Origin of the sequence: Paenibacillus sp. B-A-8 (assembly GCF_048572915.1) — a bacterium.
Classification (GTDB): domain Bacteria; phylum Bacillota; class Bacilli; order Paenibacillales; family Paenibacillaceae; genus Paenibacillus_AQ.
On the sequence record NZ_CP183882.1, the window covers coordinates 2,258,355 to 2,272,439 of the forward strand.

The 14,085-nt window shown below is 43.3% G+C and carries 11 protein-coding genes and 1 tRNA gene; 10 read left to right on the top strand and 2 right to left on the bottom strand.

What is annotated here, in order from left to right; all coding sequences use genetic code 11:
• The first annotated feature begins 281 nt into the window (after positions 1–281).
• The 10 genes from ACN6MV_RS09715 (at position 282) to ACN6MV_RS09760 (ending at position 12,031) form a co-directional block, all read left to right on the top strand.
• Entirely contained in the window at positions 282–971 is a 690-nt protein-coding gene (locus tag ACN6MV_RS09715; protein ID WP_419886229.1) for a restriction endonuclease, read from the top strand.
• A 402-nt stretch (positions 972–1,373) separates the two neighbouring features.
• Positions 1,374–2,174 (top strand): hypothetical protein, encoded by an 801-nt coding sequence (locus ACN6MV_RS09720; protein WP_419886230.1) that lies wholly within the window; start codon positions 1,374–1,376, stop codon positions 2,172–2,174.
• Complete coding sequence (locus ACN6MV_RS09725) at positions 2,171–2,803, top strand: ribonuclease D (protein ID WP_419886231.1); 633 nt, start codon at positions 2,171–2,173, stop codon at positions 2,801–2,803. The genes ACN6MV_RS09720 and ACN6MV_RS09725 overlap by 4 nt, the downstream gene beginning before the upstream one ends.
• Before the next feature lie 155 nt (positions 2,804–2,958).
• Positions 2,959–3,031: transfer RNA gene (locus ACN6MV_RS09730), tRNA-Lys, on the top strand.
• 405 nt (positions 3,032–3,436) lie between these two features.
• A complete protein-coding gene (locus ACN6MV_RS09735) occupies positions 3,437–5,215 on the top strand; it encodes a sensor histidine kinase (RefSeq protein WP_419886232.1) in 1,779 nt (592 codons plus the stop codon).
• A 39-nt stretch (positions 5,216–5,254) separates the two neighbouring features.
• Positions 5,255–6,799, top strand: a complete 1,545-nt coding sequence (locus ACN6MV_RS09740; RefSeq protein WP_419886233.1) for a response regulator transcription factor — start codon at positions 5,255–5,257, stop codon at positions 6,797–6,799.
• 105 nt (positions 6,800–6,904) lie between these two features.
• Positions 6,905–8,236 carry an extracellular solute-binding protein gene (locus tag ACN6MV_RS09745; protein ID WP_042126025.1) on the top strand — a complete coding sequence of 444 codons (1,332 nt, stop codon included), beginning with the start codon at positions 6,905–6,907 and terminating at the stop codon, positions 8,234–8,236.
• A gap of 32 nt (positions 8,237–8,268) precedes the next feature.
• Entirely contained in the window at positions 8,269–9,141 is an 873-nt protein-coding gene (locus ACN6MV_RS09750) for a carbohydrate ABC transporter permease (protein WP_419886234.1), read from the top strand.
• A gap of 56 nt (positions 9,142–9,197) precedes the next feature.
• A complete protein-coding gene (locus ACN6MV_RS09755; protein ID WP_375105376.1) occupies positions 9,198–10,058 on the top strand; it encodes a carbohydrate ABC transporter permease in 861 nt (286 codons plus the stop codon).
• Between the two features lie 62 nt (positions 10,059–10,120).
• A complete protein-coding gene (locus ACN6MV_RS09760; protein WP_419886235.1) occupies positions 10,121–12,031 on the top strand; it encodes a beta-N-acetylhexosaminidase in 1,911 nt (636 codons plus the stop codon).
• A gap of 182 nt (positions 12,032–12,213) precedes the next feature.
• Here ACN6MV_RS09760 and ACN6MV_RS09765 read toward each other — a convergent pair whose 3' ends face one another.
• Positions 12,214–13,416: an MFS transporter gene (locus tag ACN6MV_RS09765; RefSeq protein ID WP_042126032.1), complete on the bottom strand. Its 1,203-nt coding sequence runs from the start codon at positions 13,414–13,416 to the stop codon at positions 12,214–12,216.
• A gap of 25 nt (positions 13,417–13,441) precedes the next feature.
• Entirely contained in the window at positions 13,442–14,023 is a 582-nt protein-coding gene (locus ACN6MV_RS09770) for a TetR/AcrR family transcriptional regulator (RefSeq protein WP_341111699.1), read from the bottom strand.
• Between the last annotated feature and the right edge of the window lie 62 nt (positions 14,024–14,085).

The following is a 14,085-nucleotide window of genomic DNA, read 5'->3' on the forward strand; positions in this document are numbered from 1 at the left end:
ATGTTTTAGGTAAAGCACTATCGCATCATACTAAGATATAACAGAATTAATTATAGAGCATTCACTAAATTCCGAAGCTAATAAAATCTTTGTGAAATAGAGTAGGTCCTCAGTATTATATGGGGGCTTTTTGTCATTCCAAATATAGCCAAACTTATGATATAGTAGAGAAACTTGATCCGAAAAATAGCAAAATGTAGAAAAATGGCCAAATGAAATGTCGAATGGATTAGGTAGATAGCCCTTTGGATGGAGCTATTACAACATGAGGTGGATATTACATGGCTAAAACGTATTATGCAGAAGGCAGGCAAGTAGCATATGTAGTAAGAGGACTGTTTATCCTTGGAGGTTTAGCGATTTACTTTAGCATTCCGGGGTTGCACTGGGGTTTCTTTTTAGGAATTCTATTAGGTTCGGTCATTCTCGGGGAAATCTTCGGAGGCATGTGGACTCGTAAGCGGCGTAAGGATAAGAAAGTAAGAAGAGCATCTGGAACTAATAATTCAAAACAGAGTAGCGTAGCAAGGATCAAGACTAGTGTTCGCAGTACATCGACTAAAGCTTCTACAAAAAAACTGACGGATAAACAGATTCTGAAAGCAGACGTAAGGACATTGTCAGGCACAGATTTTGAGAGGTTAATGGAGCTGTATTACATAGATCAAGGTTATACCGTACAACGAGTCGGAGGAACTGGTGATCATGAAGTGGATTTAATCCTCAAAGGCAAAGAGGGGTATAAAATCGCCGTGCAGTGCAAGCGCTGGAAGCGGGATGTCGGGAATGACATTGTGCTGCGTTTGAAGGCTGGTAAGCAAGTGCATGGCTGTTATGATGCTTGGATTGTGACAACGAGTAATTTCACTAAGTCTGCTAAAGAGGCTGCGGATAGACTGAATATTAAGTTGATTAATGGGTTGTCGTTGGATGATAGGTTAAAAAGGTGGAAGAGTAGTATGGCAAAATAATTTTCTTAGTTATTTAAGTATTTAATTATTAGTCGTTAGTCACTTTTTATATCATATACAATCAGCATTTAAAGATACTGGGGAGTTTATTTAAGCATTTGCTTAGAAGAAAGCTGAGAAAAAGTGGGTTGGAGTGTTCTAGGATAGAAAAAGGGACTAAGAGCAACTTGAAATAATTCTCAGCTTCGCAAAGAAAAAGATACCTATACAGTTCGAAATCTTCATTGTGTAATCTAGCATGTCTAAGTCAAAAGTATCCGTATAACTAATAAATACTGGACCTAACAGAGAACTACTTAAAAGAAACGGCAGGAATTAATTTCGTGAGAGATACTTGATAAGTATGGATATTATCTTTTGTTTAGTATTTTTTTTAGATACTTAGCTGTTAAGGAGATGGAAATGGAAATGATTAGAGATATTTATCGCACAAGATTTTGGCTTTCAGTTATTGTAACATTCACTGGTGGGATATTACTTTTGTATCTAGCTGAACTAATTGGTGAAGGTATTTGGCAAGGGGTTGTCGAAAATCTGGGTACTGCATTTTTCTTTACTGGTATATTTGGACTTGTTCAAGAATATATTTTAAAAGATAAGTTGGTTGATGTAATACTAAGTAAATTAAACCTAAAAAAAGATATAGATCGAACAGGCATTGAATCAATTTTTTTTGGTATCAGCGATATTGACTATGGGTTTTTTTTGAAAAAAGCTGTAAAAAACATAGATATTGTTCATGTTTATGGTCGAACATGGACAAATAGTAATGTAGATGAAATAAAAGATAGATTAATCCGATCAAATTGTAAGATAAGAATTGTACTATTAGATCCCAATTCATTATTTATACCTGCATTAGCTGCTCATTATAATCAAGCACCTGAGGAGTTAAAACAATCTATTAAATACGTTTCCAATACATGGAAAGAGGCTTATTTAGAGAAAGAACAAGTTAAGAGAAGGAAAACGCAGAGCAGTATTGATTTGTACTATCATACTGGATTTCCGGCAAACTCTTTGTATCGTATTGATGAACGTCTTATTTTTGTTCAAAACAAAATGACTAAGGGTAAGTCAAAAAAGTTGCCCTCATTTATATATAGTAAGCTCGATAAAGGAGATAGCCTTTATAATGACAACTTACTTGAAATTGAAGCTTTGATAAATGAAGCTGTAAAAGTAGATTGGAGTCAATTATGATGATAAGCAAAGAAAATATTTATGTTTGCAAAGGCGATATTTCAGAAGAGGATGTAAAAAGAATAAAAATAGAATGTGAATATATTGGAATTGACACTGAAACAACAGGACTTAGTTCTCTTACAAACAACTTATCTTTAGTACAAATAGCGGCAGAAGGGAAGTACTATATTGTTCAAATTGATAATCAAATTAGGCCAGATAACTTAGTGAAAGTTTTTGAAACAAGTGGATTGAAAAAAGTTTTTCATCATGCACCTTTTGATCTTTCATTTATAATGCAACATTTGAAAATTGAAACTATAAATAACGTAATATGCACAAAAATCGCTTATAAATTAATTAATGGACTAGGTGTTAAAAGCTCATTAGAGGATTTAACTAGAGAGTGTTTAAATATTTCACTTGATAAATCTCAACGAATGTCTGATTGGAGTAAATCTACACTGAATAGTAATCAAATTCAATATGCTCTTAATGATGTTCGTTACTTAGTGGTATTGTGGAAAATTTTAGAACAACAGTTAATTAAGTTGAATATGATTGTTACAGCAAAGAAATGCTTTGAATTTTTACCTACCCAAGCATATTTGAAGAATAAAGGAGTAGAAGATATATTTAAATATTAATAATTAGGCTAATCCTTAGATGAAACTAAGTTAGATGATAATAATTTTTATAAAATAATTATAAGGGCAGTGCCCCTGACCATCACGCCAGAGCGCATCGCTGGCAGCGATGAGGTCAGGGGTTCGAGCCCCCTTGGCTCCACCAAGCTTCATATGGACTCTTAGCTCAGTTGGTAGAGCAGTAGACTCTTAATCTATTTGTCCAGGGTTCGAGCCCCTGAGAGTCCATCCTAAAAAACCGGCAGCAATGCCGTTTTTTTTGTTGTTTAGGGACGGAGTGGCTTTTTATACTTTGGGTAGAAAAAACGCTCAATGCAAGGAGAACCGTGCGGAAAGATGGCTCCCGGTGCAAAAGCCGCTTTTAAGGGCAGCGGCTTTCGAATGATCAGTCAGGAAATAGACCGTATTCCCTTGGACAAGGGCGGTCTATTTTTTTACGCTGAGATAAGATCCAGTGCTCTCTCCCGGTGCATCGACGACCTCAAGACCAGTCAATGCTTCATCAAGTCAACAATAAACTCTAGTCGGGACGTGCGACTTAGGTTATTATGGAAGCGCAAACATCTCTTCTGGGATGTAATGAAAGCTACAATTTAGCTACAGAGCATAAAGGCAATCTGAACGGAGGATTCGATGGAAAACTGGTTGGGTAAATCGTTAAAGCAGAAGCTGAGCTTGTTGTTTATTATTTCGGTATTGGTACCGGTGTTGTCTCTGGGACTGTTCTCCTATTATATTGCTGAAAGCTTAACGGAGGAGAAAGCGAAAAGCTCTGGCATGAATACGCTTCGGCAAATTGGGGCCTATTTAGAAAATATGGTAAGCGATGTTGAGAATCTATCCCTATTCCTTATCGGCCACCCTGATGTCCAAAGCTATTTGAAAACACCTGAACACGATTTGCTAAAGCAAACCTCGATCGTTAATTTACTTACAACATTATCGATTTCCAAACCATATATCGCCAATGTCATGATCGAATCGAATGAAGATAATAAGCCTTCGGTTTCTTTCAGATCCGTCCTCGAATCAGAATGGACCGATATTCAGAGCGAGTATCCCAGTTATTATGAGGAATATCCCAAGTGGTGGTCTCCGGTGCATCATTTCGTTACGTCGGACGGCAAAGAGGATGTCATTACGATGTCGCGGCCGATTCGCAGCACATCAAAATATTACAAAATCGGCATGCTTAAAATCAGCCTGACACAATCGGTTATCTCTAGCCATTTAAAGCAAGCTGGACTAGAGGGTGAAGGCGTCGCCCTACTGTTGGACGGACAAAACCGGATATTGGCTGGACCGGAAGGGTACGCGACTAACAAGAGCTTGAACGATTATTTTCCTGGAATAGTTGATTTCAAGAGCAGGTCGGGTTCGTTCGATTACGGAGAAGCAGAGGAGCGGAGTACAGTACTGTACTATCAGATGCCGAATGTTAACTGGAGGCTTGTAGGGATCATTCCGGCAAAAGCTTACAGAGCGCAGAACCAGTATTTTTTAACGTTAACTGCAATTGCAGTCAGCATTTCCATGCTCTTCGTTATAGCTTTCGTCCTTGTACTTATTCAAAAGGTGACGAAACCGTTGTCTGCATTAACGAAGTTTCTTAGGAATTCCAGCCCGGACGAGCCGCTGCCGACACTGCCGGTCACATCGATCGATGAGGTTGGACAACTGATTATTAGCTATAATCGGATGAGCTCGCGAATTATTAATTTAACCGATGAGGTGAAGCAGAGCGAAGCGTTGAAGAAGGAAGCGGATATGTCTGCGCTTCAAGCGCAGATCAATCCGCATTTTCTATACAATACATTATCGTCAGTCCACTGGATGGCGCTAATGAAGGGAGAAGAAAAAATCGCAGATATGGTCGGTTCATTGAGTGATTTTCTTCGTTTCAGCTTAAATAAAGGACAGGAATATTGTGCAATCAGCCAAGAAATTTTGCATGTAGATCATTATGTGAAGATTCAGTCCATTCGATATCCAGATAAATTTGATTACGAGGCGGATATACCGACGGAGCTGCTGGATCTGAGAATGCTGAAGCTGCTGCTCCAGCCGCTAATTGAAAATGCGATGATTCATGGTATTTTGAAAAGAGAAGGTAAAGGGAGCATTGTCGTGAAAGCGATGTCAGCGGGAGAGCGTATAACGTTTATCGTTCAGGATGACGGTGTCGGCATGAGCAGGGAAAGATTGGAGCTGCTGAGAGAGAAGATAAACGCAAACTTGGGTATTGATCCGCTGAAGAATAATGACTCGGCAGGCAGCAGCTACGGATTGCGCAACGTGCATAATCGGCTGCAGCTTCATTACGGGCATGAAGCCGGTTTGCGGATCGAAAGCGTAGAAGGAAGCGGCACTAAAGTTAGTTTTACGATTATACCGCTCCAATCAGAAATCTAATAAGCTACAATCTTTGTGGGAGAGAAGGAGAATCTGCGCATGAAGCTTTTGATAGTAGATGACGAAGTCATTATTAGGACCGGTCTTAGTACGGTAATTAAATGGGAAGAGAATGGCATTGAGCTGCTCGCACCGGCCGCTTCCGGGGAGGAAGCGCTGATGCGCATTCCGATAGAGTGTCCTGACATCATCCTCACCGATATTCGGATGACGGGAATGACGGGATTGGAATTGTCTCGCGAGGTTAAGCGGGATTTTCCTTACATTGAAATTATTATATTGTCTGGATTCGATGATTTTGCATATGCACAGCAAGCGATGCGGGAAGGAATAAGTGATTATTTGCTTAAAAATAGCCGTCCTGGCGATATTATGACCGCGGTTATGCGCGTGAAGCAACGTATCGTCAGCAGACGTGAGGCTGATCATCAAGGCGCCATCCATCAAACGGCGTTCCGCTGGAAGCAGCTAGATCGCTTTCTTCGCGGGGACAATCTCCTGACGGAGCGTGAAAGTGAGGAACTGTTGATCTATTATCCTGAGCTGAGGCTCGGATCGGATATGGAGAAGCTAGAGCTATGGCTAGTGACATCTGCGTCTCCACTGACCATGAAAGAGGAGAAGGAAGAGGAAATGAATGAGGCGGCTGCGATGATTAGAGATTCACTTGGCTGCGTCATTCTGGATTGGGAATGTGGATGGCTGCTTATTTTCCGCAGGGGGCAGCCGGGTGCGAAGCGATTGGTTAAGGCGTCGATGGAGCGGGCGGAACGCGTTTATAGCCAGCCTTTTTTTGGCGCATGCGGTGTATGGGCCAGCAACGTGGTAGAACTGAGGGAGTCACTTCGCACCGCCGAACAAACCGCCTCGTACCGCTGGTTAGCAGAGGAAGCAAGAATGCTGGCCTATGAGGATATTAAAGACCGGAAAGGAATGCGGACCGTTTGTACGGAAGAAGTGGAGAGTAAGTTGACCGCCGTTCTGAGAAGTGGGAGCCGAGAAGTCGTACAGCAGTGGATAAAAGATGAACTGGCGAGCATTAGGCAGGATACGGAAGCGACGCCTAGTTCCGTTCAAGCGTATTTGCATTCGTTGATCGTTGGTGGGTACCGCTGGTTAGAGCGTGCAGCGGCATCCGTGGGTCAATCAATGCCGAAGCTTCCGCAGCTTGAAATGCTGGATATGAAGCTGCTTACTGCGAATCCAGAAGAAACATTGCAGCAGATGCTGCTTGCCATCCATGCACAGTATGAACGATTAAACGGCAGCAGGAATGAAGCCATTGACCGAACTGTAGCCTATATACGCGAGCATCTTGCTGACAGCTTGTCTTTGGCGCAGGTAGCGGCAAGCGTACATATGAATCCAAACTATTTTAGCAAGCTGTTTAAACAGGAAACAGGTAAAAACTATATTGAGTATGTAACGGAAGCGAGAATGGAATGGGCTAGCCGTTTGTTGAAGGAAACGCCGGCGAAGGTAAGCGAGATCGCTAGGCGGGTAGGTTACGAGGATATGAAGCATTTTAACCAGCTGTTTAAGCGGTACAGTGGCGAAACCCCTTCGCAATATCGATCAAGATGAATTGACGAAGGTGAAAATATCCCCCGTAAGCGCTTAATTATCCCCCCTACGACTTATCGTCTGTCTTATCTATACTAGGGTTATTACTAAAGGGGGAATATTTGAATGAAGAAGAGACTTGCGTTTGTAACGACAATTATCTTGATGATTGCCCTTTTGGCAACCGCTTGCAACAATAGCGGAAACAAAGAGCAGAGCAAAGAAGGGAACAAAGGCTCTGAAGAAAAGACGAAAATTTCAATATGGCATAACTTCGCAGGTGACGACCTTCGTGCCAAAGCGGTTAGAGATCTGATCGACAAGTATAAAGAAGAACATCCAGACGTTGAAGTAGACGCGCAAGCGATCCCGGTTGACGGTTATCGTCAACGCCTAAGCACAGTGGCTGCGGCAAATGAAATGCCAGACGTATTTTTCGTTTATGCGGGCAGCCAATCCCAAGAGTTCTATGATGCCGGCAAGCTTCAACCGATTACAGAGCTGATGGATAAATATCCAGAATGGAAGAACAGTTTCTTGGCAGGTGCATTCGACCGCTATGAGTTTGAAAAAGGACAAATTTTCACAGCGCCGCTCGGGATGTCAGCAACTTCCTTCATGTACTATAACAAAGATCTTTTCGAGAAGCACAGTGTAAAGGTGCCGACTACTTGGGAAGAGATGATGACTGCAATTAAAACGTTCAACGACAACGGCATTACGCCGATTGCCCTCGGCAATAAAGCGCCATGGGTTGCACAATCGACGATTATCGGTTCGTTGGCTGACCGCGTGACAGGCACGGAATGGTTCCTGAAAGCTGCAGCTCAAGATGGAGCGTCTTTTACAGATCCTGTGTTCATTGACGCTTTGGGCAAGTACAAAGAGCTCGTTGATAATAAAGCGTTTCAAGATGGCGCAAACAGCATCGACAACACACAAGCAGAGCAATACTTCATTCAAGGCAAGGCAGCTATGATGATTAACGGCGCATGGTCGCTTACGAATCTTGCAGCATCCGCAACTCCTGAGCAGTTGGCACCTATCGAAGTCACAACAATGCCTGGCATAGAAGGTGGAGCAGGGAAACCGAATACGATTTCCGGTGGCGCAGGCGCTGGCTTCGCGCTTAACAAAAATACAAAAGGCGCACAGAAGCAGGCAGCGCTTGATCTGATCTACGCAGTAAGCGGACCGGACGGCCAAAAGGCGATCGCAGAAAGCAACTCGATGGTTATGTACAAAGTAGAACTGGATAAGTCGAAAGTAAGTCCGCTTTACTTCAAAGCTTATGAATTGGCTGTGAATTCTGAAATTACGCCGGTATATGACGCCTATTTATCTGCTGAAGCAGGAGAGGTGATCAACAACGGTCTTCAAGAGCTTATGATGGGCGGTAAGCCGGAGGATGTAGCTAAAAAACTGCAGGATGCGCAAGCGCGTTCGACTAAAAAGTAATCAGACAAAAGTACGTAAAGGAGGCTGTCGCCATGCCTGCATCATTGCGCAGCAGAAGCTTCGTCATCATGGCGCTGCTTCCTGCACTACTCATCTTTATCGTCTTTGCGATCGTCCCGATTTTTTGGTCAGCTTACTACGGTTTCTTTGAGTGGAAGGGACTCGGTGCTGCTAAGCTTATCGGGTGGGATAATTATCGAATGATCCTAGAGGATCCTGTATTCTGGAGAGCGCTGAAAAACAACCTGATCCTTGTTGTTTCGGCAGTAATAGGTCAAGTATCGGTCGCTTTACTGCTGTCATTGCTCCTGCTCAAGAACACGATGTTCAATCGGCTGATGCGCTCCGCCGTATTTCTCCCGATGGTGCTGTCTACAGTCGTCGTCGGTCTCATCTGGGGCTATATTTATCACCCGCAAATCGGTTTGTTGAATCAATTATTGGAGACGCTGGGACTGGAATCTTGGAGTCGACCATGGCTAGACGACCCTAAAATCAATATGTTTGCCGTATCGATCCCGATTAACTGGGCGAATATCGGCCCGTATCTTATCATTTTTATCGCAGCACTTCAAAATATTTCTTCAGAAATTGATGATGCTTCGAAGATCGACGGGGCGATTGGCTGGAGGAAGTTATTTTTTGTGACGCTCCCGATGATTTGGGGAACAGTTGTTGTAACCATCGTACTGTGTATATCTGGTAGTTTGAAGGCTTTCGACCATGTTATCGTCATGACGCGTGGCGGACCTGCACAATCGACAGAATTGCTCGCCACATATATGTACAATAACACCTTTACGGTATACCGATACGGCTACGGCTCTGCGGTATCCACAATGATTATTCTGATTAGCGCCGTGCTCATTGGCCTAAATCATATCATCACGAAGAGACGCGGGTAATGGGCGGTCGGCTAATGTTAGCCCGGCCGATGAAGGAGTGAATCACTATGCAAGCAATGATAAACGCTCGGTCGGAGAAGATGAGAGGCTCGCTGTGGCGTAAGCCGATTTCCGGAATTGCGAAAATCATCCTGTTATTTTATGCCATAATTACATTGTATCCGCTATACTGGTTAGGAATAAGTGCATTCAAGTCGAATCAGGAATTTTTCAATCGTCCCTATTCCTGGCCGCAGCATTGGCAGTTCGACAATATAACCCGGGCATGGGATCTCGGAAATATGGGCCGGGCGGTGCTCAACTCCACAATTGTTACTCTCTCAGCACTGCTGCTGACCATTGTGCTCGGCATGCTTGCAGCTTACGTGCTTGCCCGGTTCCCATTCAAATTGAGCGGAGCTGTAAAAGGATTGTTCTTGCTCGGCATGCTCATTCCAATTCATAGCACACTCGTTCCATTGTTTATTTTCATGAACAAGCTCGGGATGCTGAATACGTACTGGTCACTCATCCTGCCTTATACAGCATTTGAATTACCAATTGCAATCTTCCTCGGAATGGCTTACATCGTATCTATTCCGAGAGAAGTAGAGGAAGCAGCGATGATCGACGGTAATGGCTGGTGGGGAATCTTCGGACGTATCATTTTCCCATTGTCCCTGCCGATCGTGGCTACGATTACAATTCTTGCATTTTTGAGGTTTTGGAATGATTTCTCCTTCGCGCTCGTCTTTATTAATTCTCAAGCGTTGAAGACGCTGCCCCTCAGCTTGTCGCTCTTCTCCGACGGATTCGGAACGGACTACAGCTTAACGATGGGCGCGATGTTTATTGCTGCAATACCAACCATCGTCATCTTTTTGATCTTCCAAGAGCAGATTATGAAAGGCATGGTTGCAGGCTCGGTCAAAGGTTAACACCCTTGATCGAGTTTTTAGTGTAATTTTATACATATTTCATTCTTGTGGAGGGATTGACAGTGAAGTTACATTTTATAGGAGAATTGAGCGAGCTTCAATCAGGGCTTCAGTTGCTGCTTGCCGAACTTAAGTCAGAATGGTCGGAGGACGGAATTCCTGTGTTGATAGAACCGTCTTCAGGAAAACTGGAAGTTGGCTATGATGGTAAAAGTGCTTATATTCGTTACAGCGCTAAACATCAATTTTTTCGCGGCTTGGGACTGTTGATTCAGAATATTAGTGGCGGAGAGCAATTTCAAATTACAGAGCAACAACAATTCGATGCGATAGGTCCGATGTTTGATTTGTCGCGTAATGGAGTGCTGACCGTTGAAAGCTTCAAGTTTATGCTGCGCAAAATGGCGTTGATGGGCTTGAATAGCGTCATGCTCTATTTGGAAGACACTTACGAGATAGAAGGCGAGCCTTATTTCGGCTACATGCGAGGCCGTTACTCGGTGACGGAGTTGAAGGAAATCGACGATTACGCCGATCAATTCGGCATTGAAGCGTTCCCGAGCATTCAGACACTGGCTCATTTGGAGGAGTTTCTGAAATGGGAGCCGGTAAAGGAATATAAAGATACAAAAGGTGCGTTGCTGGTTGGAGCAGAGAAGACCGATCGTCTGGTCGAAAATATGATTGTCAGCATTAGCGCGCCGTTTCGCAGCCGGAAAATCCACATCGGTATGGATGAAGCGGAAGAGCTTGGACGCGGTAAATTTTTGGATCGCAATGGACATATGAGCCGTTTTGATATTATGACAGGCCATCTGGAGCGGGTGCTCGCGGTAACTCGACGCTTAGGGTTAAAACCGATGATGTGGAGCGATATGTTCCTGAAGCTGGCTTCAGCAAATGGTGAAGATTATTACGGCCATGAGACGCAAATCCCAGAGGACATGGCGAGCCGTATTCCTAAGGACATAGATATGGTTTACTGGGACTATAATCACGTCGAGGAGAAGGACTACGAAACATTGATCGCCAAACACCGGCCGCTCGGCAATAATCTTATTTTTGCGGGTGCGGTATGGGTGTTCAATACGTTCGGTGTCAATTACGGGCTATCCTTGCCGGCGACGGATGCAGCGCTGACGGTATGCAAGAAGGAAGGCATCCGCGAAGTTTATGCGACGATGTGGGGGGACGACGGAATGGAGAGCAATCCATACATCGCTTTGCTCGGCTTGCAGTTTTATGCGGAACATGCCTATTCAACGTCCACGCCGACTGACGAGACGCTGGCCAAGCGCGTTCGGTTCTGCACCGGCATCGAAGCGGATGCTTACATGGGGCTGAAGTATTTAGATGAGACACCGGGAGCTGCACCGAATAATCAGAAGCAGAGCAATCCTTCTAAGTTTCTGTTGTATCAGGATGTACTGCTAGGGCTGTTCGACAAACAGATTGATGGGTTAGATATGGCGGCTCATTATGAATGGGCGGAAGGCGAAATTGCTAGCTGCAGAAAAGCTGAGGCAGAGCTAGATTACTTGTTCGAGGTGCCGCAAAAGCTGTGTGCGGTGCTGAAGCAGAAGAGCGAAATCGGACTTGAGCTGAAGAGGGCTTATGACAGTGGGGACAAGGCATTGCTTAGGCGGATTGCTGAGGACATTTTGCCTGAAATCTCACAGGCTGTGCAAAAGCTTAGGGTCGCACACCGGAAGCAATGGCTATCGATGTTCAAACCGTTCGGTTGGGAGGTGCTCGATATTCGTTACGGCGGCGTCATAAGCCGGTTGGATACAGCGAGCATGAGGCTGCTAGAATATGCGGACGGAAAGCTCGAGCGGATTGAGGAGCTGGAGCAGGAACGACTGCTGTATAGCACGACGAACCGCTTCACTGACAAAGGTGCAGGCTGGTGCAGTTATTATTACCGCATGGCGTCGCCTAACGTCTTTTTCCATGTGATCAATCCATTCTAGGTTAAAGAATTATCCTCAAGCAAATAGAAATCCATGGTACTGGGATAAGTTACGTGGTGAAGACTGTAAATGAGTAGATATAAAGAAGGCTGTCGAGACATTCTCGACAGCCTGAGCAGCTCGTGTCCTCATAGAGGGCGAGCTGTTTTCTTACTATTTGCTATTTGCATTTGTCCCTCAACTCAGTTTACCAATCCTTTAGCGGATTGTTTTTCTTTCCATACCATTGTAATAACAAGGCCGATAAACATTATGACAGCCGCAAAGAGATACGGATAGTTGATGTTTACATCAAATAATACTCCGCCTAATGCAGGTCCGATGATATTACCAAGGCTAGTATAGGTTGAGTTCATGCCAGCGACAAAGCCTTGCTCTTTTTCAGCAGTTTTTGATAAATAGGTCGTTAATGCTGGACGAAGCAGGTCAAACGCGAGAAAGATGAAGCAGGTTACTAGCAGAACAGTTAAATAGTTATTGATCATGGTGGAGGCTACCGCTAAGGCTACTCCAGCAATTAAGCAGAGTTGAATGAGCTTTTTTTCACCGAGCTTATCTACCATTTTACCGAATAAAAAGACCTGCACAACCACCCCAAAGATTGAGCTTATTGTAATGATGGTTGCAATATCTCGTGGAGTGAAGCCAAATTTATGATCAGAAAACAGACTAAATACAGTTTCATATGCCGATAAGCCAAAGGCGAGGACAAACACTATAATAAACGCAATAATATATGCTGGATGAAACGAGCGTTTCAGATCACTGATAAAGTTGGTGTCTTTTTTAAGTTTACTGATTTCCAAAAGCTGCTCTTTGGACAGTGGCTCTTTCAGAATAAATATCGACGAAATACAAGTGATTAAGGCGAAGCCAGCAGCAAAATAGAATGGAGCACGTATACCTAGTTCAGTAATAAATCCTCCGATTCCTGGGCCAATAATAAAACCGATACTAATGGCGGCAGAAACATAACCCATTGCCTTAGGTCTTTCCTCTACTGAGGTGATATCCGCAACATAGGCAGTGACGGCAGGCATAATGAATGCACCAGCAATCCCTCCAAGAATTCTGGCGATATAAAGAACGGATACATGTGTGCCTAAACCAAAGATTAATTCCGATGCACTGAAGAGTACTAAGCCGATAACGATCATTTTTTTTCTGCCGTAAGTATCAATCCATCGCCCTGCCAGAGGTGACATGAGCAGTTGAGCGAACGCAAATGCTGCTACAAGATACCCCATCGTTTTGCCTGACAAATGCATAATGTTCATAAAGGATGGCATAACAGGGACGATAAGCCCAACACCTAGAAAAACAATGAATATATTACTTAGCAGAATGAGTAAGACTGTTTTTTGTTCTTTCAATGGTTTCTTCATGAAGTAATACCTCTCTTTGTAAAAATCATAGCTGTGAAATACCTCTCCAAAATATGGTCCATGAGGCATTCAATTTTTCATTTAAGCGTGTTTCATTATTTCCATACACAAGCTCTAGCATGATCGAATCTACCACACCCAAGAAGGCAAGAGTAGGGATGGAGGCTGTATCTTCCCTAATGACTTTGGCATCGATCCAAGCTTGGAATTTGCTCTCAAGTACGGGTTGAATCTTTTTCTCCGTGTCGATAACTTCTTCATCAATCGCTGTAGCAAGATGGGGCGGTGGAAAAAAAGAGATACGCAGCCAAAACTTTAACTGCTCGTTCTTTTGAAACATATCAATGACCAATTGCAGATATCCTAATAAATCTGTTTTAGGATTTTGGGTATCTACTTTACTCAAATATTGAAGTTTCGATGAGATTTCTGTCTCTTTGGCATCTTGCAATACTTGCAGGAAAAGATCATCTTTCCCTTTGAAATGAGCATAAAGAGATTGTTTTTTCATCCCGACTTGATCAGCAATTTGAGACAAAGAAGCTCCCTCATACCCATGAGTTGTGAAACATTTCAAAGCGATGTCTTTAATTTCTTTTCTTTTCAAAAAAATCACCTCGATATTAACGAACGTTCGTCAGTTATACTAACAAAATTAATTGTTTTATG

What these genes read in the sequence shown, in the direction of transcription:
- ACN6MV_RS09765 (WP_042126032.1), bottom strand. Translation starts at nt 13,416, where the DNA reads ATGAAGAAACCATTGAAAGAACAAAAAACAGTCTTACTCATTCTGCTA.
- ACN6MV_RS09715 (WP_419886229.1), top strand. Translation starts at nt 282, where the DNA reads ATGGCTAAAACGTATTATGCAGAAGGCAGGCAAGTAGCATATGTAGTA.
- ACN6MV_RS09720 (WP_419886230.1), top strand. Translation starts at nt 1,374, where the DNA reads ATGGAAATGATTAGAGATATTTATCGCACAAGATTTTGGCTTTCAGTT.
- ACN6MV_RS09725 (WP_419886231.1), top strand. Translation starts at nt 2,171, where the DNA reads ATGATGATAAGCAAAGAAAATATTTATGTTTGCAAAGGCGATATTTCA.
- ACN6MV_RS09745 (WP_042126025.1), top strand. Translation starts at nt 6,905, where the DNA reads ATGAAGAAGAGACTTGCGTTTGTAACGACAATTATCTTGATGATTGCC.
- ACN6MV_RS09735 (WP_419886232.1), top strand. Translation starts at nt 3,437, where the DNA reads ATGGAAAACTGGTTGGGTAAATCGTTAAAGCAGAAGCTGAGCTTGTTG.
- ACN6MV_RS09740 (WP_419886233.1), top strand. Translation starts at nt 5,255, where the DNA reads ATGAAGCTTTTGATAGTAGATGACGAAGTCATTATTAGGACCGGTCTT.
- ACN6MV_RS09755 (WP_375105376.1), top strand. Translation starts at nt 9,198, where the DNA reads ATGATAAACGCTCGGTCGGAGAAGATGAGAGGCTCGCTGTGGCGTAAG.
- ACN6MV_RS09750 (WP_419886234.1), top strand. Translation starts at nt 8,269, where the DNA reads ATGCCTGCATCATTGCGCAGCAGAAGCTTCGTCATCATGGCGCTGCTT.